Source organism: Roseovarius maritimus (genome assembly GCF_043355895.2).
Lineage (GTDB): Bacteria > Pseudomonadota > Alphaproteobacteria > Rhodobacterales > Rhodobacteraceae > Roseovarius > Roseovarius maritimus.
The window spans coordinates 201,407-222,337 of sequence record NZ_JBHFPF020000005.1; the positions used below are offsets into that span (position 1 = coordinate 201,407).

The 20,931-nt window shown below is 62.9% G+C and carries 21 protein-coding genes; 11 read left to right on the plus strand and 10 right to left on the minus strand.

Annotation, left to right across the window (positions count from 1 at the left end):
• Window positions 1-26 precede the first annotated feature (26 nt).
• From ACEWPM_RS11855 to ACEWPM_RS11900, 10 genes are all read right to left on the minus strand, one after another.
• Window positions 27-2,102, minus strand: a complete 2,076-nt coding sequence (locus ACEWPM_RS11855) for a 3-hydroxyacyl-CoA dehydrogenase NAD-binding domain-containing protein (RefSeq protein ID WP_393962247.1) — start codon at window positions 2,100-2,102, stop codon at window positions 27-29.
• On the minus strand, window positions 2,099-3,391 hold the full coding sequence (locus ACEWPM_RS11860; RefSeq protein WP_393962246.1) for an acetyl-CoA C-acetyltransferase: 1,293 nt from the start codon (window positions 3,389-3,391) through the stop codon (window positions 2,099-2,101). The genes ACEWPM_RS11855 and ACEWPM_RS11860 overlap by 4 nt, the downstream gene beginning before the upstream one ends.
• Window positions 3,388-5,658 carry an acyl-CoA dehydrogenase gene (locus ACEWPM_RS11865; RefSeq protein WP_393962245.1) on the minus strand — a complete coding sequence of 757 codons (2,271 nt, stop codon included), beginning with the start codon at window positions 5,656-5,658 and terminating at the stop codon, window positions 3,388-3,390. Before ACEWPM_RS11865 ends, ACEWPM_RS11860 begins: the two co-directional genes overlap by 4 nt.
• A gap of 168 nt (window positions 5,659-5,826) precedes the next feature.
• A complete protein-coding gene (gene kdsA / locus ACEWPM_RS11870) occupies window positions 5,827-6,678 on the minus strand; it encodes a 3-deoxy-8-phosphooctulonate synthase (RefSeq protein ID WP_393962244.1) in 852 nt (283 codons plus the stop codon).
• Window positions 6,675-7,463: a 3-deoxy-manno-octulosonate cytidylyltransferase gene (locus ACEWPM_RS11875; protein ID WP_393962243.1), complete on the minus strand. Its 789-nt coding sequence runs from the start codon at window positions 7,461-7,463 to the stop codon at window positions 6,675-6,677. The genes kdsA and ACEWPM_RS11875 overlap by 4 nt, the downstream gene beginning before the upstream one ends.
• A gap of 60 nt (window positions 7,464-7,523) precedes the next feature.
• Window positions 7,524-8,021 (minus strand): isoprenylcysteine carboxyl methyltransferase family protein, encoded by a 498-nt coding sequence (locus ACEWPM_RS11880; RefSeq protein WP_393962242.1) that lies wholly within the window; start codon window positions 8,019-8,021, stop codon window positions 7,524-7,526.
• Entirely contained in the window at window positions 8,021-9,082 is a 1,062-nt protein-coding gene (locus ACEWPM_RS11885; RefSeq protein ID WP_393962241.1) for a type III polyketide synthase, read from the minus strand. Before ACEWPM_RS11885 ends, ACEWPM_RS11880 begins: the two co-directional genes overlap by 1 nt.
• A gap of 92 nt (window positions 9,083-9,174) precedes the next feature.
• Window positions 9,175-10,239, minus strand: coding sequence for a YeeE/YedE family protein (locus tag ACEWPM_RS11890; protein ID WP_393962240.1), 1,065 nt, complete (start codon window positions 10,237-10,239; stop codon window positions 9,175-9,177).
• Between the two features lie 27 nt (window positions 10,240-10,266).
• Window positions 10,267-10,602: an ArsR/SmtB family transcription factor gene (locus tag ACEWPM_RS11895; RefSeq protein ID WP_393962239.1), complete on the minus strand. Its 336-nt coding sequence runs from the start codon at window positions 10,600-10,602 to the stop codon at window positions 10,267-10,269.
• A 109-nt stretch (window positions 10,603-10,711) separates the two neighbouring features.
• On the minus strand, window positions 10,712-11,071 hold the full coding sequence (locus ACEWPM_RS11900) for a hypothetical protein (protein ID WP_393962238.1): 360 nt from the start codon (window positions 11,069-11,071) through the stop codon (window positions 10,712-10,714).
• A 79-nt stretch (window positions 11,072-11,150) separates the two neighbouring features.
• Here ACEWPM_RS11900 and ACEWPM_RS11905 point away from each other — a divergent pair, with 79 nt between their 5' ends.
• The 11 genes from ACEWPM_RS11905 to ACEWPM_RS11955 all read left to right on the plus strand — a co-directional run bounded on the left by ACEWPM_RS11905 (window position 11,151) and on the right by ACEWPM_RS11955 (window position 20,886).
• Window positions 11,151-11,888 (plus strand): cytochrome c biogenesis CcdA family protein, encoded by a 738-nt coding sequence (locus tag ACEWPM_RS11905; protein WP_393962237.1) that lies wholly within the window; start codon window positions 11,151-11,153, stop codon window positions 11,886-11,888.
• Between the two features lie 12 nt (window positions 11,889-11,900).
• On the plus strand, window positions 11,901-12,479 hold the full coding sequence (locus ACEWPM_RS11910; RefSeq protein WP_393962236.1) for a thioredoxin family protein: 579 nt from the start codon (window positions 11,901-11,903) through the stop codon (window positions 12,477-12,479).
• Between the two features lie 96 nt (window positions 12,480-12,575).
• Window positions 12,576-13,049, plus strand: coding sequence for a sulfur oxidation c-type cytochrome SoxX (gene soxX / locus ACEWPM_RS11915; RefSeq protein WP_393962235.1), 474 nt, complete (start codon window positions 12,576-12,578; stop codon window positions 13,047-13,049).
• Window positions 13,050-13,130: 81 nt separating this feature from the next.
• On the plus strand, window positions 13,131-13,547 hold the full coding sequence (soxY, locus tag ACEWPM_RS11920) for a thiosulfate oxidation carrier protein SoxY (RefSeq protein WP_393962234.1): 417 nt from the start codon (window positions 13,131-13,133) through the stop codon (window positions 13,545-13,547).
• Between the two features lie 15 nt (window positions 13,548-13,562).
• Complete coding sequence (gene soxZ / locus ACEWPM_RS11925; RefSeq protein ID WP_393962233.1) at window positions 13,563-13,892, plus strand: thiosulfate oxidation carrier complex protein SoxZ; 330 nt, start codon at window positions 13,563-13,565, stop codon at window positions 13,890-13,892.
• Window positions 13,893-13,917: 25 nt separating this feature from the next.
• Window positions 13,918-14,763: a sulfur oxidation c-type cytochrome SoxA gene (soxA, locus tag ACEWPM_RS11930; protein WP_393962232.1), complete on the plus strand. Its 846-nt coding sequence runs from the start codon at window positions 13,918-13,920 to the stop codon at window positions 14,761-14,763.
• 67 nt (window positions 14,764-14,830) lie between these two features.
• Window positions 14,831-16,528 carry a thiosulfohydrolase SoxB gene (gene soxB / locus ACEWPM_RS11935; protein ID WP_393962231.1) on the plus strand — a complete coding sequence of 566 codons (1,698 nt, stop codon included), beginning with the start codon at window positions 14,831-14,833 and terminating at the stop codon, window positions 16,526-16,528.
• 29 nt (window positions 16,529-16,557) lie between these two features.
• Window positions 16,558-17,823 (plus strand): sulfite dehydrogenase, encoded by a 1,266-nt coding sequence (soxC, locus tag ACEWPM_RS11940; protein WP_393962230.1) that lies wholly within the window; start codon window positions 16,558-16,560, stop codon window positions 17,821-17,823.
• Window positions 17,807-18,883 (plus strand): c-type cytochrome, encoded by a 1,077-nt coding sequence (locus ACEWPM_RS11945; protein ID WP_393962229.1) that lies wholly within the window; start codon window positions 17,807-17,809, stop codon window positions 18,881-18,883. Before soxC ends, ACEWPM_RS11945 begins: the two co-directional genes overlap by 17 nt.
• Complete coding sequence (locus tag ACEWPM_RS11950; protein WP_393962228.1) at window positions 18,880-19,587, plus strand: c-type cytochrome; 708 nt, start codon at window positions 18,880-18,882, stop codon at window positions 19,585-19,587. The genes ACEWPM_RS11945 and ACEWPM_RS11950 overlap by 4 nt, the downstream gene beginning before the upstream one ends.
• A gap of 30 nt (window positions 19,588-19,617) precedes the next feature.
• Entirely contained in the window at window positions 19,618-20,886 is a 1,269-nt protein-coding gene (locus tag ACEWPM_RS11955; protein ID WP_393962227.1) for an FCSD flavin-binding domain-containing protein, read from the plus strand.
• Window positions 20,887-20,931 lie beyond the last annotated feature (45 nt).

Here is a 20,931-nt window from a genome sequence, read left to right on the forward strand (position 1 = left end):
GGGAAACGTCTATCTCGCCGCAGGTCTCAGCCCTCGCCAAGCGTCTGCCACCCCGCATCGGGTGCAAATCGGGGCCCATGCGCCGCCTCCAGCTCTTTCAGCCGCTCGACCACCGCATCAATGCCTCGCGCGCGGGCGTAGTGCATCGGCCCGCCGCGGAACGGCGCCCAGCCGGTGGCAAAGATCATCGCCGCGTCCACATCGTCTGGATCCTTGACAACATCCTTGCGCAGAACCTCGACACAGGCATTCAGCATCGGCAGGATCAGCCGATCGGTCAGATCGTCGGGCGCGCCCTCATCGTTATCGGGATGCGGCGTCCCGTCCGACCAGTCATAAAATCCACGCCCGGCCTTCTTGCCGGTCTCACCCGCCGCGACCTTGTCCTTCAGCGTGTCCGAGACGGGTGCCAGCGGCACATCCAGACTCTCCGACAGGCTGATCGCCACATGCAGCCCGATGTCGAGGCCTACCTGATCAGCCAGCGTGACCGGCCCCATCGGCATGCCAAAGCGCAGCGCTGCCGTGTCGATCACCTCTTTGGGCACGCCCTCATCCATCAGGGCCATCGCCTCCATCATGTAGGGCACCAGTGCACGGTTCACGAGAAAGCCGGGATAGTCGCCTACATGCACAGGCAGTTTCTTGATCGCGCCGCAAAAGGCGGCAACGCGGCTGACAGTGTCGTCCGAGGTTTTGGCCCCCTTGATTACCTCGACAAGGTCGATGCGCGACACCGGGTTAAAGAAATGCAGCCCGGCGAAACGCGCCGCATCGGGCGCATGATCCGCCAGATCGTCAATCGAAAGACTGGAGGTATTGCTGGCCAGAATCGCCCTCGGCTTCATCCGCGCCTTCAGATCGTCGTAGATCTTTTGCTTGATCTCGGACTTCTCCGGCCCTGCCTCAATGATCAGATCGGCCAAGGCTAGTCCATATCCGTCCGGGTCCGGCATCATCCGGTCCATCGCATTGCGTGTATCAATACTACTCAGGTGTTTAGAGCCGCAAATCTCACGGGCGAGCTTGACCGCTCTCCCCAGTGCCTCGGTCGATGTATCGCCCAGCGTCACGCGCTTACCCCGGATTGCAGACATGGCGGCAATCTCGGCCCCCATCGCGCCCGCGCCGATCACATGGACATGGGCAATCCCATCGTCGCCCTTGGCATTGCCGCGCAGCCGCTGACGCAGGAAAAACGCGCGCTGCAGGTTCTTGGACGTATCCGTCTGCAAGAGCTGGCCGAAGGAGGCAATCTCGGCCTCCTGCATCGCCTTGGCATCATCCCCGTGCTCTTCCCACAGATCGATCAGCGCGTGGGGCGCCGGATAATGCGCCTTGGGCGCCTTTTTCTCGGTCTGGCTTCGCATTTGCCGCGCCGCATAGCCGCGCGCGGTCGCATAGCTCATCGCCCGCGCCTTCAGCCCCGGCTCGCGCCCTTCCAGCTTGCCCTCGGCGGCGGCGCGCACCGCGTCCGTGACGTGCCGCTCTTCCACCACGGCATCCAGCAGGCCCAGCTTTTTGGCCTTCTTCGTGTGCGCGGTCTTGCCGGTCAGCATCAGGGTCATCGCCTCGACCGGGTCGATCAGGGCAAGCGACCGGAACGTGCCGCCCAGGCCGGGATGCAGGCCCAGTTGCACCTCGGGAAAGGCAAAGGACGCGCCCCGGATGCCGATGCGATAATCACAGGCCAGCGCCATCTCGAACCCGCCGCCAAGGCACGCGCCATGCACGACGCAGATCGTCGGGCATTTCAGGGCCGCCAGCCGATCAAAGACGGCATGCCCCTCGCGCAGCAGCGTTTCAGGGTCGTCGGCCACAGCCTTGAATTCCGAGATGTCGGCCCCGGCGGCAAATCCGCCCTCCTTGGCCGAGCGGATGACCAGCGCCTTGGGCAAATCAGCCTCCGCAGCGGCCAGATGGCGGTCGAGCTCTTCCAGCACCTTGCGCGAGATGACATTCGTGCCGCCCGCCTCGCAATCCATGACAAGCCACAGGATGCCATCGCCGTCCCGCCCGCTGCGCCAATTGCCCTCGCGCGCGCCGGCTCCACCCATCTCGCGCAGCTCGGCGCCCAGAAATTGCATCACTGCTCCGGTCATCGCACAGCCTCCAGCATCATGGCACCGCCCAGCCCGCCACCGATACATTCGGTGGCGATGCCGCGCTTGGCCCCGCGTTTCTTCATTGCATTGGCAAGGTGCAGCACGATGCGGTTGCCGCTGGTGCCCACCGGATGCCCCAGCGAAATCGCACCGCCATCGACATTCAGCCGCTCGCGGTCGATCTTGCCAAAGGCGGCGTCATATCCCAGCACCTCGCGGCAGAAATCCTCGTGATCCCAGGCGGCGACACAGGCCAGCACCTGCGCGGCAAACGCCTCGTTCAGCTCCCAAAGGTCGATATCATTCAGGCTCAAACCATGCCTCTGCGCGATCGGCGTCGAGGCCAGAACAGGCCCAAGCCCCATAACCGCGGGATCCAGTCCTGCCCATTCGCTGTCGGTGATCTCGGCCAGCGGCTCGAGCCCGTGTAGATCGACCGCCTTTTGCGACGCGACGATCACCCAGCTGGCGCCATCGGTGATCTGGCTGGAATTGCCCGCCGTCACCTTGCCATAGGGTTTCTCGAACACTGGTTTCGGCTTGGACAGACCCTCCATGTCGCTGTCGGCGCGCACGCCGTCATCTTGGTCGTAAACCGTGCCATCAGGGCCAAAAGCAGGCATGACCTCACCGTCCAGCGTGCCGTCCTTCTGCGCAGCGGCAAGGCGGTGGTGGCTCTGCATCGCGTATTCATCGGCCATGGTGCGCGTGATCCCAAAGCGATGCGCGAGGATTTCCGCCGTCTGCCCCATTCCCAGCTCGGTAATGGGGTCGGTCAGCCCGCGCTCCAGCCCGATCACGGGCTTCAGGAATTCGGGCCGCAGGCCTCCCAGCATCTTAAGCTTGTCCATCGGGCTGCGCGCCGCGCTCAGGTTGCCCAGCCACTCGGCTGCCGATTGGCGCAGGATCAGGGGTGTATGGCTCAGCGCCTCGGCCCCGCCGGCAAGGATCATGTCATGGCTGCCGTCCCGGATATAGCGATAGGCGGTGTCGATGCTCTGCATCCCCGAGCCGCAATTGATCTGCATGGTAAAGGCCACCATGCGCTCGCCCAATCCAAGGCGCAGAGCGGCAACGCGGGCCGGATTCATCTCGTCCGCCATCACGTTGACGCAGCCGAGGATGCACAAATCGAACGCCTCGCGCGCGAAGTGCTGGCGCGCCAGCAGGGGGCGCCCGCATTGCACCGCGAGGTCGACGGGGGTGAAAGGGCCGGGCGTGCCGCGCGCCTTCAGGAAGGGCGTGCGCGCCCCATCCACCAAAAAGACTCTTTGCGGCTCTGTCATTCTGCGGCCTCCTGCGGCGTGTCCTTGGACGCGAGCCTGTTATGCGCGTTAGGCTCGTAATTTCTGAAATATCGCGGCAACTCTTCGGGAGTAAAGTCGTCGACCGCGATGACACGCGCAACCAGGTCGTTCATTTCGGTGATCCGCGCCAACTCGGCCTCAGTGATGAAACCCGCCTCGCGCCCCTCCTCGGGCGTCTTGCGCGCATCGCGCAGCCGCTTCATCGCAGTGGCCATGTCGTTGACCATGGCGTAGCAGCGATCCAGCAGCGCGATGCCCGGATGCGTGCAGCCGCCCCCGATCCCGCCGGTGATCCGGTCGCGGGTGGGCGAGGGCGCATAGATCAGGTTGCTGCAAGTCTCGACCAGCCGGTCATCCGGTCCTTTTTCCCGCCGACCGGGCCACGTGATCCCGCGCAGCAGCCAAGCCGCCCAACGTGCGGGCAGGTTGACGATCACATCATCCAGCGAAGTCTGAATGCGCTGAAACCCAGCCTCGGCGGCGTAGTTCAGAACCGGCAGATCGGCCTCCTGGCGCCCCTCATCCTCCCAGCGCTTCAGCGCGGCGGAGAGGATGTACATCTCGGACAGGATGTCTCCCATCCGCGTCGACAGCATCTCCTTGCGCTTCAGTGCGCCGCCCAGCGTCAGGAAACAGAAATCGGCGGTCAGCGCATAGGCCGCCGACCAACGGCTGAGCCTGCGATAGATATGCGTCGCGGGCCCCGCATCCGGCGCAGGCGCAAACCGCCCCCCGGTCAGCGCGCGGCCCCAGGCGCGGAAGAGCGTTCTTGTCGTGTGCCCGATATGCGCCCATACCGATTTGTCGAACGCTTCCAGTGATTTCTTTTGGTCCGGCTCCTGCAAAGCCATCATGTTGTCCAGCATATGAGGATGCGCCCGGATCGAACCTTGGCCAAAGATAATCAGGCTGCGGGTCACGATATTCGCGCCTTCCACCGTGATTCCGATCGGCACCGCGCGGTAGAGGGCCTGCAGATAGTTCGACGGACCGTCGATCACCGCCTTGCCCGAATGCACGTCCATTGCATCATTCAGCGCCTCGCGCATGCGGAAGGTCGCATGTGCCTTCATGATGGCCGAGATGACGGACAGCGCGCGCCCCTCGTCCAGCCCCGCGCAGGTCAGGTGCCGCGCGGCATCCATCGCATAGGCATCGGCGGCTAGCTTGCCCATGGGCATCTGCACACCGCCGAACTTGCCGATGGGCAGGCGGAACTGTTCGCGGATGCGGGCGTAGGCTCCGGTCGTATGCGCACTCAGCGCAATCGCGGCGCAGCCCATCGAAGGCAGCGAGATACCCCGCCCCGCAGCCAGCGCGCTCATCAGCATCATCCAGCCGCGCCCGGCATAGTCCGGCCCGCCGATGATGTTCTCCAGCGGGATGAAGACATCCGTGCCGGTGGTCGGCCCGTTCATGAACATGGTCGATGCAGGAATATGCCGCCGCCCTGTCTCGACCCCGTCGAGGTCCGTGGGCACCAACGCGCAGGTGATCCCGATATCCTCTGTGTCACCGATCAGGCCATCCGGATCGCGCAGCTTGAAGGCAAGGCCCAGCACGGTGCAGACGGGCGCCAGCGTGATATACCGCTTGGCCCAGTTCAGGCGGATGCCCAACACTTCCTCGCCCTGCCACTCGCCGCGGCAAATAACGCCCTCATCGACCATCGCGCCCGCATCTGACCCGGCTTCGGCGCTGGTCAGGCCAAAGGCCGGAAGCTCGCGCCCGTCGGCTAGCCGTGGCAGCCAATACTCCTGCTGCTCTTGCGTGCCGAACTGGTGCAGCAACTCACCCGGCCCCAGCGAGTTGGGGACCATCACCGTCACCGCCGCCGCCACCGAACGGGTCGAGATGAAGCGCACGATCTCGCTATGGGCAAAGGCGGAAAACTCCAGACCGCCATGTGATTTCGGAATGATCATCCCGAAGAAGCCGTTCTTGCGCAGAAACTTCCACACTTCGGGCGACAGATCGGCGGCGTCTTGGTTGATGCTCCAGTCATCCAGCATTTCGCAAAGCTGGCGGCAGGGCCCGTCAAGAAACGCCTGCTCTTCCTCGGTTAGCTCGGGCGCCTTGACCGCATGCAGCTTGGACCAGTCCGGATTGCCCGAAAAGAGCTCTTTCTCCCACCAGACCTCGCCCGCGTTCAGCGCCTCCCGCTCGGTATCGGACAAGGCGGGCAGGGCGCGCTGGGCCCAGCGATGGATAGGCCGCGTGATGTATTTGGCGCGAAACGAAGGCATGACAAACTCCCTTCTTGCAAGGCTTAACGCCTCGCAATGCGCCTGCGTTCCAAGCCATGGCCGGACAAGGTGCAGGTCATGGACGACCTTACGCGCCCATGCCGGGATTCACATCATGAAATTTGCCGATGTCGTCGAACCGACAGGCGCGCCCCGCCTGCTTAGGCTCTATGTCGTCAGGTCGATCTCGGGCTGCGACTTGGTCAGATCATCCAGCGCGCGCAACTGACCGATCAGCGCTTCCATCTTGTCCACAGGGATCATGTTCGGCCCGTCGCTGGGCGCGCTATCCGGCGCCTCATGCGTCTCGATAAAGAGGGCCGAGACACCCACGGCCACCGCCGCCCGCGCCAGCACCGGCGCAAATTCACGCTGCCCGCCCGATGTGGTGCCTTGCCCGCCGGGCTGCTGCACCGAATGGGTGGCATCAAAAACCACTGGATAGCCCGTCCGCGCCATAGTCGGCAGGCCGCGAAAATCACTGATCAATGTGTTGTACCCAAAGGACGTACCTCGATCGCAGAGCATGATCCGCTCGTTCCCGATGCTGGCGATCTTCTCGGCAACGTTTCCCATATCCCAGGGCGCCAGGAACTGGCCCTTCTTGACGTTGATCGCGCAGCCCGTCTGGCCCGCAGCCAGCAAGAGGTCGGTCTGGCGGCAGAGGAAGGCGGGGATCTGGATCACGTCCACCACCTCGCCCGCGGGCGCACATTGATGCGCGTCATGCACATCCGTGAGCACAGGGCAGCCGAACTCGTCCCGGATCTTGGAAAGGATCGTCAGACCCTCCTCCATCCCGAGGCCGCGCTGCGTCGACAGGGACGACCGGTTCGCCTTGTCGTAGCTGGCCTTGAAGATGAACCGCGTGCCCGTGGGCGCGCAGGCCTCGGCGATCCGGCCCGCCATCATGCGCGCATGATCAAGGCTCTCCAACTGGCACGGCCCGGTGATCAGCGCGAAGGGCGCGCGCCCGCCGATCTCGATATCGCCGACGGTGATTTGCCTTGTCTCGATCATTGTGCCTCCAATGCCGCCTCGATGCGGGCGACGTCCTCGGGGTTGTTCAGCTCCCAGAACACCCGTCCGCGCGCGTCCACCTCGACGCAGCGCACCGGCATCCCGGCGGCCAGAAAGCGCAGCTGTTCCAGCCCTTCCAGTGTCTCGAGAGTGCTGACAGGCGCGTCCACATAGGCCTGCAGCGCCTTGGGCCGGTAGGCGTAGACGCCGACATGATGAAAGACCGGGATCGGCTCGGGCAGCTTGCCGGGGGCGATATAGGGCAGAACCTCTTTCGAGAAATAAAGCGCATTCTTGTGCTGATCAAACACGGCCGTGGTGCCGCCTACACGGCCATTCTGGCGGTCCTCGATGAAATTCTCATAGGTCTGGCGGTCACAGCGCAGCACGGGCGTTGCCATTGATACGGCCCGGTCGGTCTGCATCGCCACGATCAGCTTTTCCACGAACCACGGCGGCGTCAGCGGCGCGTCGCCCTGAAAATTGATCACCAGATCGGGCGCCTCGTCCAGCTGCGCCAGCGCATCGGCGCAGCGCGCGGTGCCGTTCTCACAGTCCTCCGAGGTCATCACCACATCAGCGCCGAAGGCGCGGGAATGTTCGGCGATGCGCACATCATCGGTGGCGACGTAGACGGCATCGACGCCCTCGATGGCGCTGGCCGCCTCCCAGCTCATGCGGATCAGGCTCTTGGCACTGCCGTCCTTCTGGCGAAGCTCCACCAGCGGTTTGCCGGGATAGCGCGTCGAGGCGTAGCGGGCCGGGATGAAGATGACGGTTTTCATAAGATGCCTTAAGGTTGGATATCGGGTTCATACACCACAACGCCGCTACGGGGGCAATCGTCAGCCGTCCCGCAGCGCGTTCAGCGCCTGTCCCTCGACGCTGATGCGCACCCATAGCATCGCCGCGTTCAGCAGGGTAAACAGCACGGCGACCCAGACCAGCCCCAGCACCATGGGCGCAACGATGATCTCGGCCACGACCAGTGTATAATTAGGGTGGCGCAGATAGCGGAACGGGCCGCGCGTCACCAGTGGCTCTGGCAGGATGATGATCCGCGTGGTCCAGCGCCGGCCCAGCGTGGCAAGGATCCACACCCGCAGTCCCTGAAGCAGCGCGAAAGCCGCAAGCCAGCCCAGCGATATAGGATTGTCATGGCCGAAGACGATCAGGCACCCGATCCAGAGGCTATGCATCGCTACCATCGCGGGGTAGTGCGCCGCGCCGACCTCATACGCGCCGCGCGCCATCAGATATGCGGTGTTGCGCCGCGCCAGCACCAGCTCGCTCAGGCGCTGGGCGACGATGAAGGTCAGGAAAAGGACCGCGCCGGTTTCCATCAGGCGGCCCGCCCCTCTGCAGTTATCGGCAGGTAGGATGCGGTAAATCCGGGGCCAAGCGCGCAGGCCATCATCTGGCCGGTGGCTCCTGCATCCAGCACCGCCTGCAGCACGAAAAGCACTGTGGGCGCGGACATGTTGCCGTAGTGGCGCAGAACCTCGCGCTCGGCATCCAGGCTTCCGGACCCCAGATCCATCGCGCCCTCGATCGCCTCGACCACTTTCGCGCCGCCGGGGTGGCAGACATAGCGATCGATCTGACTGGGTGCCAATTCCGCTGCATCCAAAGCGCCTTGCGTGGCGCGGGCGAATTCATCTGTCACGAAGGCGGGAATGGACCTGTCAAAGACTACGCCAAGCCCGACATCGTCCACGTCCCATCCCATGATATTCAGCGTATCCGGCCATGTTTGTTGATGCCCGTGGCCTAGTGTGACCTGCGCGCCGTCCGGCGCCTCTACGCCAAGGCAAGCAGCTGCCGCCCCGTCGCCGAAAAGCACGGCGGCGATGATGTCCGCCTTTTGCAGCCTGTCGGCCCGAAAGGCGAGCGAGCAGGTCTCGATCACGACCAGCAGCACCTTGGCCCCCGGCCGCCCCCGCGCCAGTGCCGCCGCGATGGACAGCCCACTGACCCCGCCCGCGCAGCCAAGGCCAAAGACCGGCACGCGCATCACGTCCTGGCGAAAGCCCATCTCGCCGGCCACCTGCGCCTCCAGCGTCGGGGTGGCGATGCCGGTCGAGGAAACGGTGACGATGCAATCGACCTCATGCGCGGCCCATCCCGCATCGGCCAGCGCCTTGCCCGCCGCGTCGATGAAAAGGGCGCGGGCGCCGGTGATGTAGGCGGCGCTGCGGTCCTTCCAGCCGTGATCGTGCGAGAACCAATCCAGCGGCACGACCGAATGCCGCTGCTCGATGCCCGACGTGCCAAAGGTTTTCGCCAGACGTTCGAACTGGGGGTATCTCTCGCCAAAGATCGCGGCGGCCTTTTGGGAAACCTCACTTTGGCGCAGGCAATGCGGGGGCAGTGCCGTGGCAAGGCCATGAAGATGGACAGGCATATCAGATCCTTTGCGCAGTCGGGTCTGATCCGTCATGTTTCAGGCCGGATGACGATCTAGCGTGGTGTCTTGCGGAGACCACCATCCGCCGTTCAGGATCGGATCCACCCCAAGGGCAGGCCGGTGATCAACTGCCGCAAGCCCAGCGCCGCCCCGGCAAAGATCCCGGCAAAGACGATGGGCGCGTTGAATGTCATCAGCGAAAAGGCCGACATGCCTTGCCCGATGGTGCAGCCCATCGCCAGCGCCGCACCGAACCCCATCAGGATCGCGCCCAGAACCTGCCGCTTCAGCTCGCGCGGATCCTCGCAGGCCTCCCAGCGGAAATGACCCTTTATCAGGCTGCCCGCGAAAGCGCCCAAGAGCACGCCTGCCACCGATCCGACGCCGAAGGTCAGCCCGCCGCCGCTGGACGTCATCAGAAAGATCAGCGATTCGCCCAAGGGCGAGGTGAAGGTATGGCTGTTGACCGGATAGACACCAAAGCCGGTGTCGGCGACCCATTGCGTACCCGCCCAGCCCGTGACGATGGCCACCCCGGCCAGCGCGCCCCAGATCATCGCGCGGGAGCTCTGCAGAAAATCACGCGACCAGAGCGACCAGAGCGTGACCGCCGCGCTGGCGGCCAGACCCCAAAGCACGGGCGCAAGGCCGCTAACGGCGCCAAGCGCCTCGGGATAACTGCGCAGGCTGGTTGGCATCTGCGTGGCCTCCAGCCCGAAAAGGCGCATATGAGCCAGCGGGCCCGAGAGGGCAAAATAGGTGCTGATCCCCATCACGACCACGATCACGAAAGATCGTAGATCGCCGCCTCCGAACCGCGCCAGCGCGCCAAATCCGCAATTTCCAGCAAGCGACATGCCATAGCCGAAGAGCAGCCCGCCGAGGACGCCATAAACGGGAGACCACGGCGCCAGATGATAGATCGTCTGCGCCGGGTCCAGCGCGTCGACGGCCACCAACCCGAATGTGCCCAGCCCGGCCACACCGATGGCCAGTCCCCACATGCGCATGCGCACCGAGTCATCCTGATAGAGGTAATCCTCGATCGCGCCCAGCGTGCAGAACCGGCCCAGCCGTGCCGCCAGCCCCAGGATCATTCCGCCGCCAAGCCCGATCAGCGCCAGAAGCACGGCATCGTTGAGACCACTTAGCATCCGAGCCGCCCCGACAATGCGCCGCGCCTATGCCTCCTTGCAAAACAGGTCATAGACAAGGTCCAGAATTTGCACGGCGCGCGGATCGGTCAGCCGGTAATAGATCGCCTTGCCCTCGCGGCGGGGCGTCACCAGCCCCTCGGTGCGCAGGCGTGACAGTTGCTGCGACACGGCAGCCTGCCGCGAGGATAGCAGTTGCTCCAGCTCGGTCACCGATTTCTCGCCCGTCGCCAGATGGCACAGGATCATCAGCCGCCCTTCGTGACAGATTGCCTTGAGGAATTGCGCCGCATTCTGGGCATTTTTCATCATCCGCTCGAGCTCGGAGTCGGACATGTCCTTGGTGATGACAGGCAATGACATAAGGGCTGAAATTCCGTTTCTGACTTGGTCTTAACTTAACGTCTGCGGGCGCCTGTAGCAATTTTTATGCGATGGTACGCGGTGATCGCGCGACTGACAGGTGCGTGGCTCATTCGGATTCTTCTGCTTCGATATCGTGCTCGTTCAGCAGGTTGCGCAGTATGAACCAGAAAAACTCGTCGCCTGCATAGCCCTCCATCCGGCCCAGCTCTTTGCCGTCCTCGACCAGGACGAAGGTGGGGGTAAAGACAGGGCGTGACGCAAAGTCGATGTCATCCGGCAAATCGCGCAGATCAACGCGGCGCAAGGGCGCACGCGCGCCTTCATCCGTCTTTGGGTAGATATGCGAAATTTCCTCGTTCCACTGGGCACACCAGTGACAGCCGTCCTGTTCGACCATGACCAAATTCGCTGCCGCCGCTGGCAGCGCAAGGCATATCGTGAGAAGAGCGAAAGCCAAGCGTTTCATCAGGGTTCCTGATTGACGGAAGATAAAGATATAAAATAACTTGAATATGTAATCAGCACAAGTAGCGAGGAGGAGCGGCGTGTTTGATGTATCCCTCATGGGGGCCTTTCTGGGCGGGCTGATCGTTTTCTTTTCACCCTGCATTCTGCCGATCGTGCCGTTCTATCTCAGCTACATGGCGGGTGCGTCCATGTCCGAAATCAGCGCAGAGGGCAAATTGGCGCCGGGTGTGCGCCAGCGGGCGTTCTTTGCGTCCATCATGTTCTCGCTGGGTATCATCACGGTCTTTGTCCTGCTGGGCGCGGCGGCCTATGGCCTCAGCCAGACGTTCCGCAGCATGCAGACGGAATTCCGCCTCTTCGCTGCGCTGGTCGTGCTGGTCATGGGCCTGCATTTCCTGGGCGTGTTTCGCATCGGATTTCTCAACCGGGCCTTCCAGATGGATGCGGGCGATACGAAAAACATGTCCGTTCTTGGGGCCTATGTCGTCGGCTTTGCCTTTGCCGCTGGCTGGACGCCCTGCGTGGGCGGCGTGCTGACCGCCGTCGTGTTTACCGCCAGCACCGAGGCGACGGCGATGCGCGGGCTGGTCCTCTTGTTGGTGTTTGGCGTGGCGATGACGGCGCCTTTCGTGATCTCGTCACTATTCATCGGGCCATTTCTGAAATTCGCGTCCAAGTTTCGGCGGCATCTGCCCAAGGTCGAGAAGGCAATGGGCCTTCTGCTGATCCTCTTTGCTGCGCTCATCGCCACTGACAGCGTCAATGCCATTGCGCAGTGGATGCTGGACACTTTTCCTGCCTTTCAGAACATCTAGGGAGACCGACCCATGAAACGACTGATCGCTCTTTTCGCACTGATCCTCATGCCCGCGCTGGGAATGGCCGCCGGAGTGGGCGATGATGGCCTGCACAAGCAGGACTGGATGCGCGACACGTTCAAGGACCTGAACGAGGATCTGGCCGAGGCCAACGCCGAGGACAAACGCCTTGTCGTGATGGTCGAGCAGCGCGGCTGCATCTATTGCGCCAAGATGCACAAGGAAGTTTTCTCGCGCGAGGATGTGTCCAGCTATATCCGCGACAATTTCTTCGTGGTGCAGATCAACCTGCACGGCGATACGGAGATCATCGATTTCGACGGCGAGACGCTGAGCGAAAAGGACGCCGCGCGCAAATGGGGTCTGCTCTTTACACCGTCGATTCTCTTCCTGCCCGAAGAGGTCGAGGAGGGTGCGACTGCGCAGAGCGCCGCCGTCGCGCTGATGCCGGGCGCCTTTGCTGCCGGAACGACGTTGGACATGTTCACCTGGGTCAATGAAAAACGCTACGCGCTTGATTCGGATGAGGATTTTCAGCGCTATCATGCCCGCCGCATCCAGGAGCGAAACGACGGAAATACGGATTAATTGCAATCTCTGCCGATTGAGTCAGAAGTTACCCTTGCTTGATGGCGGCACTGCATCCTAGAGTATGCCAAGTCTTGAATGTGTTTGGGAGGACGCATGGAACGCAAATTTCTCGTGATAATGGCTTTTGCCGCATCGACCGGTGTTGCCGCTGCAGAGATCGCGCCGACTGACGTGTCCTACGTCGACGGCAGCATCGAATCATCTTTGACAGGTGTGCCGGGCGATCCGGAGAACGGTCGCAAGATCGTCGGTGACAAGGGTCAGGGCAACTGCGTGGCCTGCCACCAGGTCAGTGATCTGGCGGACGTCCCGTTCCAGGGCGAAATTGGCCCGATGCTGGACGGCACCGGCGCGCGGTGGAGCGAGGCGGAACTGCGCGGCATCGTCTCGAACGCCAAGATAATGTTCCCCGAAAGCCTGATGCCCTCCTTTTACAAGACCGAGGGTTTCATCCGGCCGGGCAATGCCTATACCGGCAAGGCGGCGAAAGATCCGCTCAGCCCCCTGCTGGAGGCGCAGCAGATCGAGGACGTGGTCGCGTATCTGACCACTCTTACGGAATACTGAAAGCAGTCCTCTCGCAGGTGGGGGGTGACGACCCGGAAGGGTCAGGATTACGGCCCGGTGGGCCAAACGGAGGTTTATGACATGCAACTGACACGACGCGATGCAATTCTGATGGGGGCCGGCGCGATGCTGGTGGCCGGGCTGCCCCTGCGCGCTTCGGCCGCGGGCGAGGACGCAATCGCAGCCTTCACCGGCGGCGCAGAGGTGGGCGAAGGCGACATCACGCTGACCGCGCCCGAGATCGCCGAGAATGGCAACACGGTTCCGATCGAGGTTTCTTCGGATACAGCGACCGAGATCATGGTGCTTGCCCTTGGCAACCCGACGCCCGCCGTGGCGACTTTCAAATTCGGACCGCTGGCCGCAGCGCGCGCCGCCTCGACCCGTATCCGCCTCGCGGGCACCCAGGACGTGGTGGCCATCGCGAAGCTGGAGGACGGCTCGTTCGTCAAGGCGTCGTCCACGGTCAAGGTAACAATCGGCGGCTGCGGCGGCTAAAAGGAGTTCAAGAAAATGGCAGAAGGTGTAAAACCCCGCGTCAAAGTCCCGTCATCGGCATCGGCTGGAGAAGAGATCGTCATCAAGACGCTCATCAGCCACAAGATGGAATCCGGGCAGCGCAAGGATAGCGACGGCAACGTCATTCCGCGCTCGATCATCAATCGCTTCACCTGTGATTTCAACGACCAGAACGTCGTCGACATCACGCTGGAGCCTGCGATTTCGACCAATCCGTATCTCGAGTTCGAAGCGACCGTGCCGGAAACGGGCGAGTTCAAGTTCACCTGGTACGACGATGACGGCTCGGTCTACGAGGAAAGCAAGAAGATCACCGTCGAGTGAGCCAATTGTCTTGGGAGGGACAAGGATGAAACGACTGACCGCCACCATCACTGCCGGCCTCATGGCCGGGACACTGGCATCGGCAGACCCGGTGGACGACACCCTTGTCCTGAACGGGGAAACCGAGATCACCACACGCACCGAAGCGCCCCCCGCTGTGGAGGACGTGTTCGACGAGGTGATCTCGGGTTGGCACTATCGTGGCGACGAGACGCGCGTGATGCAGGCCGATGATTTCGACAACCCCGGCATGATTTTTGTCGAGCAGGCAACGGATGTCTGGAACACTGCCGAGGGATCGGCGGGCAAGTCCTGCGCCGATTGCCATGGCGACCCCGAGGAAATGGCCGGCGTGCGTCCGGTCTATCCCAAGTGGAACGAAGAGGCCGGCGAGGTCCGCACCATGGAGATGCAGATCAACGACTGCCGCGAGAACGAGATGGGCGCCGAGCCGTGGAAGTACACCGGAAACGAGATGGTCAATATGACCGCTCTCATTGCGTCTGTGTCACGCGGCATGCCGGTCAACGTGGCCACCGATGGCCCCGTTCAGTCCACGTGGGAGCAGGGCAAAGAGCTGTATTACACCCGCTTCGGTCAGCTTGAGCTGGCCTGCGCGTCCTGCCACGAGGCGAATAACGGCATGATGATCCGTGCGGACCATCTGAGCCAGGGCCAGATCAATGGCTTTCCTGTCTATCGCCTCAAGAACACCAAGCTGAACGCGGTGCATTCGCGCTTCAAAGGCTGTGTGCGCGACACTCGCGCCGAAACCTTTGCGCCCGGTAGCCCCGAGTTCGTCGCGCTTGAGCTTTATGTCGCCTCACGCGGTAACGGTCTGGACGTCGAAGGCCCGTCCGTCCGCAACTAACTTGGAAACGCCCCGCACGGTCACCCGTGTGGGGCGTTTTTGCCTCAATACATTCAGGAACACGCATATGATATCCCGGCGCGATTTTCTTCAGACCAGCATGGCGGCCAGCGCGATCCTCGGCGCGTCGGGCTTCGGCCAGTGGGGCCGCATTGCCGCGCAACAAAGCCTGTCTCAGGACCAGTTGCTTGACTTCGAAACGTTCGGGAATGTCTCGCTGATCCATATCACCGACATTCACGCGCAGCTGAAACCGATCTACTTCCGCGAGCCTTCGGTCAATCTGGGTGTCGGTCCGAATAAGGGCGAAGTGCCGCATCTGACCGGCGCGGATTTCCGTCGACTGTATGGGATCGATGACGGCTCATACGCGCATTACGCCTTGTCGTCGGGCGATTTCACCGCCCTGGCGCAGGCCTATGGCCGCGTTGGCGGGCTGGACCGAGTAGCGACAGTGATCAACAGCATTCGCGCCGACCGCCCAGACGCTCTGCTGCTGGACGGCGGCGACACCTGGCATGGCAGCTATACCTGCCACCAGACCCAGGGTCAGGACATGGTCACGGTGATGAACGCGCTCAAGCCCGACGCGATGACATTTCATTGGGAGTTCACCCTCGGCTCGGACCGCGTGCGAGAGATCGTCGAGGGTCTGCCCTTTGCCGCGCTGGGCCAGAACATCTTTGACGCCGAATGGGACGAGCCCGCCGAGATGTTCCCGCCCTACCAGTTCTACGAGCGCGGCGGCGTCAAGATCGCCGTGATCGGCCAGGCGTTTCCTTACATGCCCATCGCCAATCCGGGCTGGATGTTCCCCGAGTACAGCTTCGGCATTCGGGACGAGCATATGCAGCAGATGGTCGACGAGGTCCGCAGCCAGGGCGCCGAGCTCGTTGTCTGCCTCAGCCATAACGGCTTTGACGTGGACAAGAAGATGGCGAGCGTCGTGACGGGCATCGACGTGATCCTGTCGGGCCACACCCACGACGCCTTGCCCGAGCCCGTGCTGGTGGGCGAGACGATCATCGTCGCCTCCGGCTCGAATGGGAAATTTGTCAGCCGCGTCGATCTGGACGTGCGCGACGGGCGCATGATGGGCTTCCGTCACAAGCTGATCCCGATCCTGTCGGACGTGATCGAACCGGACACGGAGGTCGCCGCCGTCATCGACGAGGTCCGCGCGCCCTACGAGGACGCACTGTCTGAGGTGATCGGCAAGACCGACAGCCTGCTTTACCGTCGTGGCAACTTCAACGGCACGTGGGATGACGTGATCTGCGACGCGTTGCTGACACAGCGGGACGCCGAAATCGCGCTTAGCCCCGGTGTGCGCTGGGGCCCGTCCATGTTGCCCGGTCAGGACATCACCCGCGAGGATCTGTGGAACGTCACCTCAATGTCCTACCCCGAGGCATATCGCACCGAGATGACGGGTGAGTATCTCAAGGTCGTGCTCGAGGATGTGGCCGACAACATCTTCAACCCCGATCCCTACTACCAGCAGGGCGGCGACATGGTGCGTACCGGCGGCCTTGGCTATCGGATCGACATCAGCAAGCCGCAGGGCGAGCGTATCAGCAACATGGTGCTGCTCAAATCTGGCGAAGCGATCGATCCGTCCCGCAGTTATCAGGTCGCCGGCTGGGCCTCGGTCAACGAGGGCACGGAAGGCCCGCCCATCTGGGACGTGGTCGAGGCGCATATCCGCACAAAAGGCACGGTCAGCGCGCCGGGCGTAGACAGTGTCGAGGTCGTAGGCCTGTGACCGACAAGACCAGCAAAACGGAGGAAATTATGTCCAAAGGACCCTCACGCCGGAATTTCCTGCGCGGCGCCGCTGCAGGAACGGCCCTGATCGCCGGGGGAGCGGCCCGCGCCGCGACTCCCGATCCCTTGATCACCGAAGTGCAACCCTGGGCCACCGGATTTGGAGATCCGGTCGATGCATCGCCCTACGGCTTGCCGATCAGGTTCGAGGATGATGTCATTCGCCGCAATGTCGAATGGCTGACGGCGGACACGATCAGTTCGATCAACTTCACGCCGATCCATGCGCTGGACGGCACGATCACCCCGCAGGGCTGCGCGTTCGAGCGTCATCACTCGGGCGCGATCGAGCTGGCGAAATCCGACTACCGGCTGATGATCAACGGCCTCGTTGATCGCCCGCTGGTCTTTACTTATGAAGATCTCGAGCGTTTCCCGCGCGAGAACCACGTCTATTTCTGTGAATGCGCCGCCAATAGCGGCATGGAATGGGCCGGCGCGCAGCTGAACGGCGCGCAGTTTACCCACGGCATGATCCACAACATGGAATATACCGGCGTGCCCCTGCGCACCATTCTGGAAGAGGCGGGCCTGGATACCGCAGGAGATCTTTCGAACAAGTGGGTCTTTGTCGAGGGCGCGGATGCGTCGTCGAACGGTCGCTCGATCCCGATGGACAAGGCGCTGGATGACTGCCTCATCGCCTTCAAGGCCAATGGCGAAGCCTTGCGCAAGGAGCACGGCTATCCCGTGCGCCTCGTCGTGCCCGGCTGGGAAGGCAACATGTGGGTCAAGTGGATCCGCCGGATCGAGGTCATGGATGGCCCCGTCGAGAGCCGCGAGGAAACCTCGAAATACACCGACACGATGGCCGATGGCTCGTCTCGCAAATGGACTTGGACGATGGATGCGAAATCGGTCGTCACCTCGCCGAGCCCGCAATCGCCCATCCCGCATGGCAAGGGTCCGCTGGTGATCAGTGGCCTCGCTTGGTCCGGCAACGGCGCAATCACCCGCGTCGATGTGTCCAAGGATGGCGGCAAGACGTGGGAAACTGCGCGCCTTGCCAAGCCCGGTGAGGCGAAGGCGCTGACGCGCTTCTATCTCGATACCGAGTGGGACGGCGAGGAGATGCTGCTGCAAAGCCGCGCCATCGACGACACCGGCTATATCCAGCCGACCAAGACTCAGCTGCGCGAAGTGCGCGGCCTCAATTCGATCTATCACAACAACGCGATCCAGACGTGGCTGGTCAGCGCGAACGGGGAGGCGGAAAATGTCGAAGTTTCTTAAGATCGCCACGGCGCTGGCCATGCTGGGTGGCACGGCCCATGCCGAAGGTTTCGGCCTTGGCCGCGAGGCGCTGCCCGAAGAGATCGCCGCCTGGAACCTGGATGTCCGGCCCGGCGGCGAGGGATTGCCTGCCGGATCCGGCGATGTGTGGACCGGCGAGGAGCTCTTCGTTGCGCAATGCGCTGCATGTCATGGCGATTTTGCCGAAGGTCTGGACAACTGGCCCAAGCTGGCGGGCGGCGAGGGGACGCTGGATCACGAGGACCCCGTCAAGACGGTGGGCAGCTACTGGCCCTACCTCTCGACCACTTGGGACTACGTGAACCGCTCGATGCCATATGGAAATGCGCAGTCGCTCAGCCCCGATGAGGTCTATGCCATCGTCGCCTACATCCTTTACTCCAACTATCTGGTAGAGGACGATTTCGTGCTGTCGAATGAGACCTTCGGCGATTTCGAGATGCCGAACGCGGATGGCTTTTTTGTCGATGACCGGCCGGAGACGGAATATGCCAAATGGTCGGGCGAGCCCTGCATGGAAAACTGCAAGGAGAACGTTGAGATCACCATGCGCGCCATGGTTCTCGACGTGACACCGGGCACCGACGAAGAGGCCAGCGCCGAGGCCGAAGAGGCGACCGAAGAGCAGGCCGCGAACACCGTCGAGCCCGTTGCCGAGGAGGCCAAGGAAGAGGCCACTGAAAGCGCCGAGCCCCGCACTGATCTTGCCGAGCCGGACCCCGAGCTGGTCGCCGCCGGAGAAAAGGTGTTCCGCCAGTGCAAGGCCTGCCACCAGATCGGCGACGGCGCCAAGAACCGCGTCGGCCCGATCCTGACCGGCATTGTCGGGAAACCTGCCGGCACGGTCGAGGATTTCCGCTATTCCAAGGCGCTCAAGGGCATGGCCGATGAGGGGCTTGTCTGGGACGAGGAGAACCTCAAGGCCTTCCTTGCCGATCCGAGGGGCTTCATGAAGGGCACCAAGATGGCCTTCGCGGGGCTCCGCAAGGACAAGGATCTCGACGCGATCACCGCCTATCTGGCGAGTCATCCCGAGTGAGCCACCTCGCGCCAGCGTCCTTTGCGGCGCTGGCCGCGCTTCTATTGGGCGGGGCCGCTCAGGCCAAGCCGATCGGCGATGCGGATGCGGGGGCCGAAGTCTTTGAGGTGTGCAAGGTGTGTCACCAGGTGGGGAAGGGCGCGCAGGATGGCGTCGGCCCGCACCTCAACGGCATCTTCGGACGCCGCGCTGCCGCGCATGACGAATTTTCCTATTCCAAGTCCATGGCCCGCGCTGGGGCCGATGGGCTGACCTGGACCGCCGAGACGCTCGACGCCTATATCGAAAACCCCCGCGCCCTTGTTTCGAAAACGCGGATGAGCTTTCGCGGCCTCTCGGATCCGGTTCAGCGCGCCGATCTCTTGGCTTACTTGCGCAGCTTCTCCGATGATCCCTCGAACCTGCCCGAGGCGCCGCCGACGGCGCGCGGCACCGATCACGACCTCGACCCCGCAATTCTGGCGCTTGTCGGCGATCCTGAATATGGCGAGTATCTCTCCAGTGAGTGTCTGACCTGCCATCAGGCCGATGGCAGCGCGCAGGGCATCCCGTCCATCACCAACTGGCCGACCGAGGATTTCGTGGTGGCCATGCACGCTTACAAGGCCAAGCTGCGACCCCATCCGGTGATGCAGATGATGGCGGGCCGCCTGAATGACGAAGAAATTGCCGCACTTGCCGCCTATTTCAAGGAGCTCGATTAACGAGGGCCACACTCTGGGAGGAGAAGACAGATGACATTGAACAGACGCATTTTCTTGGGCACCGGCGCCGCCGCGGCCGCATCGCTTGCCGCGCCTGCCGTATTGGCGCAGGACAGCGGCAAGCCCCGTGTTCTCGTCATTGGTGGCGGCGCGGGCGGGGCCACAGCCGCGCGCTATATCGCCAAGGATTCGGAGGGCGCGATCAACGTCACCCTGGTCGAGCCGTCGCGCAGCTATTTCACCTGCTTTTTCTCGAACCTCTACATTGGCGGCTTCAAGGAGATGGACGATCTGGGCCATACCTATGGCACGCTGGCCTCGAAATACGGGATCAACGTGGTGCATGACTGGGCCGTCGGCGTCGACCGCGACACCAAGACCGTCGCCCTCGCCAGCGGCGCGTCCCTGCCCTATGACAAGCTGATCCTGAGCCCCGGCATCGATTTCGTCGATGGTGCTGTCGAAGGCTGGTCGCTGGCCGCGCAGAACGCGATGCCCCACGCCTACAAGGGTGGCACGCAGGCGGCCCTGCTCAAGGCGCAGATTGCGGCCATGCCCGAGGGCGGCACGTTTGCCATGGTCGCACCGCCCAACCCCTATCGCTGCCCCCCCGGCCCTTACGAGCGCATTTCGATGGTGGCGCATATGCTGAAGGCGTCCAACCCGACCGCCAAGATCATCGTCGCCGATCCCAAGGAGAAATTCTCCAAGATGGCACTCTTTCAGGAGGGCTGGTTGACGCATTATTCGGGCATGGTCGACTGGATCGGCGCCGATTTCGGCGGTGGCAACGTGTCGGTCGATCCAGACGCGATGACGGTCACCATCGACGGCGAGGTCACGAATGTGGATGCCTGCAACGTCATTCCGGCGCAAAAGGCAGGGCATATCGCCGAGATGGCGGGCGTCACTGATGGGGGCTGGGTGCCGGTCAATGCCGCCGATCTCAGCAGCAAGGCCGATCCTGACATCCATGTGCTGGGCGATGCGGCGGATCAGGGCGACATGCCCAAATCCGGTTTCGCCGCCAACAGCCAGGCCAAGGTCTGCGCCAATGCGGTGCGCGGCGCGCTGACCGGCAGCCGCGTCTTTCCGGCCAAGTTCACCAATACCTGCTGGTCGCTGATCGACACCAATGACGGGGTCAAGGTTGGCGCGACCTATGAGGCGACGGATGAAAAGATCGCCAAGGTTGACGGCTTTATCTCGCAGCCGGGCGAGCCTGCGGACCTGCGCAAGGCCACATACGAGGAATCCGAAGGCTGGTATGCCGGTATCGTCGCCGATATGTTCAGCTAAGGCGCTCGGGCCGCGCCCTTTTGGGTTTGGCCCGACCACCGCAAC

Excerpts from the sequence above, each read along its gene's own strand:
- ACEWPM_RS11855 (WP_393962247.1), bottom strand. The coding sequence starts at position 2,102 with ATGACCGGAGCAGTGATGCAATTTCTGGGCGCCGAGCTGCGCGAGATG.
- ACEWPM_RS11860 (WP_393962246.1), bottom strand. The coding sequence starts at position 3,391 with ATGACAGAGCCGCAAAGAGTCTTTTTGGTGGATGGGGCGCGCACGCCC.
- ACEWPM_RS11865 (WP_393962245.1), bottom strand. The coding sequence starts at position 5,658 with ATGCCTTCGTTTCGCGCCAAATACATCACGCGGCCTATCCATCGCTGG.
- kdsA (WP_393962244.1), bottom strand. The coding sequence starts at position 6,678 with ATGATCGAGACAAGGCAAATCACCGTCGGCGATATCGAGATCGGCGGG.
- ACEWPM_RS11875 (WP_393962243.1), bottom strand. The coding sequence starts at position 7,463 with ATGAAAACCGTCATCTTCATCCCGGCCCGCTACGCCTCGACGCGCTAT.
- ACEWPM_RS11880 (WP_393962242.1), bottom strand. The coding sequence starts at position 8,021 with ATGGAAACCGGCGCGGTCCTTTTCCTGACCTTCATCGTCGCCCAGCGC.
- ACEWPM_RS11885 (WP_393962241.1), bottom strand. The coding sequence starts at position 9,082 with ATGCCTGTCCATCTTCATGGCCTTGCCACGGCACTGCCCCCGCATTGC.
- ACEWPM_RS11890 (WP_393962240.1), bottom strand. The coding sequence starts at position 10,239 with ATGCTAAGTGGTCTCAACGATGCCGTGCTTCTGGCGCTGATCGGGCTT.
- ACEWPM_RS11895 (WP_393962239.1), bottom strand. The coding sequence starts at position 10,602 with ATGTCATTGCCTGTCATCACCAAGGACATGTCCGACTCCGAGCTCGAG.
- ACEWPM_RS11900 (WP_393962238.1), bottom strand. The coding sequence starts at position 11,071 with ATGAAACGCTTGGCTTTCGCTCTTCTCACGATATGCCTTGCGCTGCCA.
- ACEWPM_RS11910 (WP_393962236.1), top strand. The coding sequence starts at position 11,901 with ATGAAACGACTGATCGCTCTTTTCGCACTGATCCTCATGCCCGCGCTG.
- soxX (WP_393962235.1), top strand. The coding sequence starts at position 12,576 with ATGGAACGCAAATTTCTCGTGATAATGGCTTTTGCCGCATCGACCGGT.
- soxY (WP_393962234.1), top strand. The coding sequence starts at position 13,131 with ATGCAACTGACACGACGCGATGCAATTCTGATGGGGGCCGGCGCGATG.
- soxZ (WP_393962233.1), top strand. The coding sequence starts at position 13,563 with ATGGCAGAAGGTGTAAAACCCCGCGTCAAAGTCCCGTCATCGGCATCG.
- soxA (WP_393962232.1), top strand. The coding sequence starts at position 13,918 with ATGAAACGACTGACCGCCACCATCACTGCCGGCCTCATGGCCGGGACA.
- soxB (WP_393962231.1), top strand. The coding sequence starts at position 14,831 with ATGATATCCCGGCGCGATTTTCTTCAGACCAGCATGGCGGCCAGCGCG.
- soxC (WP_393962230.1), top strand. The coding sequence starts at position 16,558 with ATGTCCAAAGGACCCTCACGCCGGAATTTCCTGCGCGGCGCCGCTGCA.
- ACEWPM_RS11945 (WP_393962229.1), top strand. The coding sequence starts at position 17,807 with ATGTCGAAGTTTCTTAAGATCGCCACGGCGCTGGCCATGCTGGGTGGC.
- ACEWPM_RS11955 (WP_393962227.1), top strand. The coding sequence starts at position 19,618 with ATGACATTGAACAGACGCATTTTCTTGGGCACCGGCGCCGCCGCGGCC.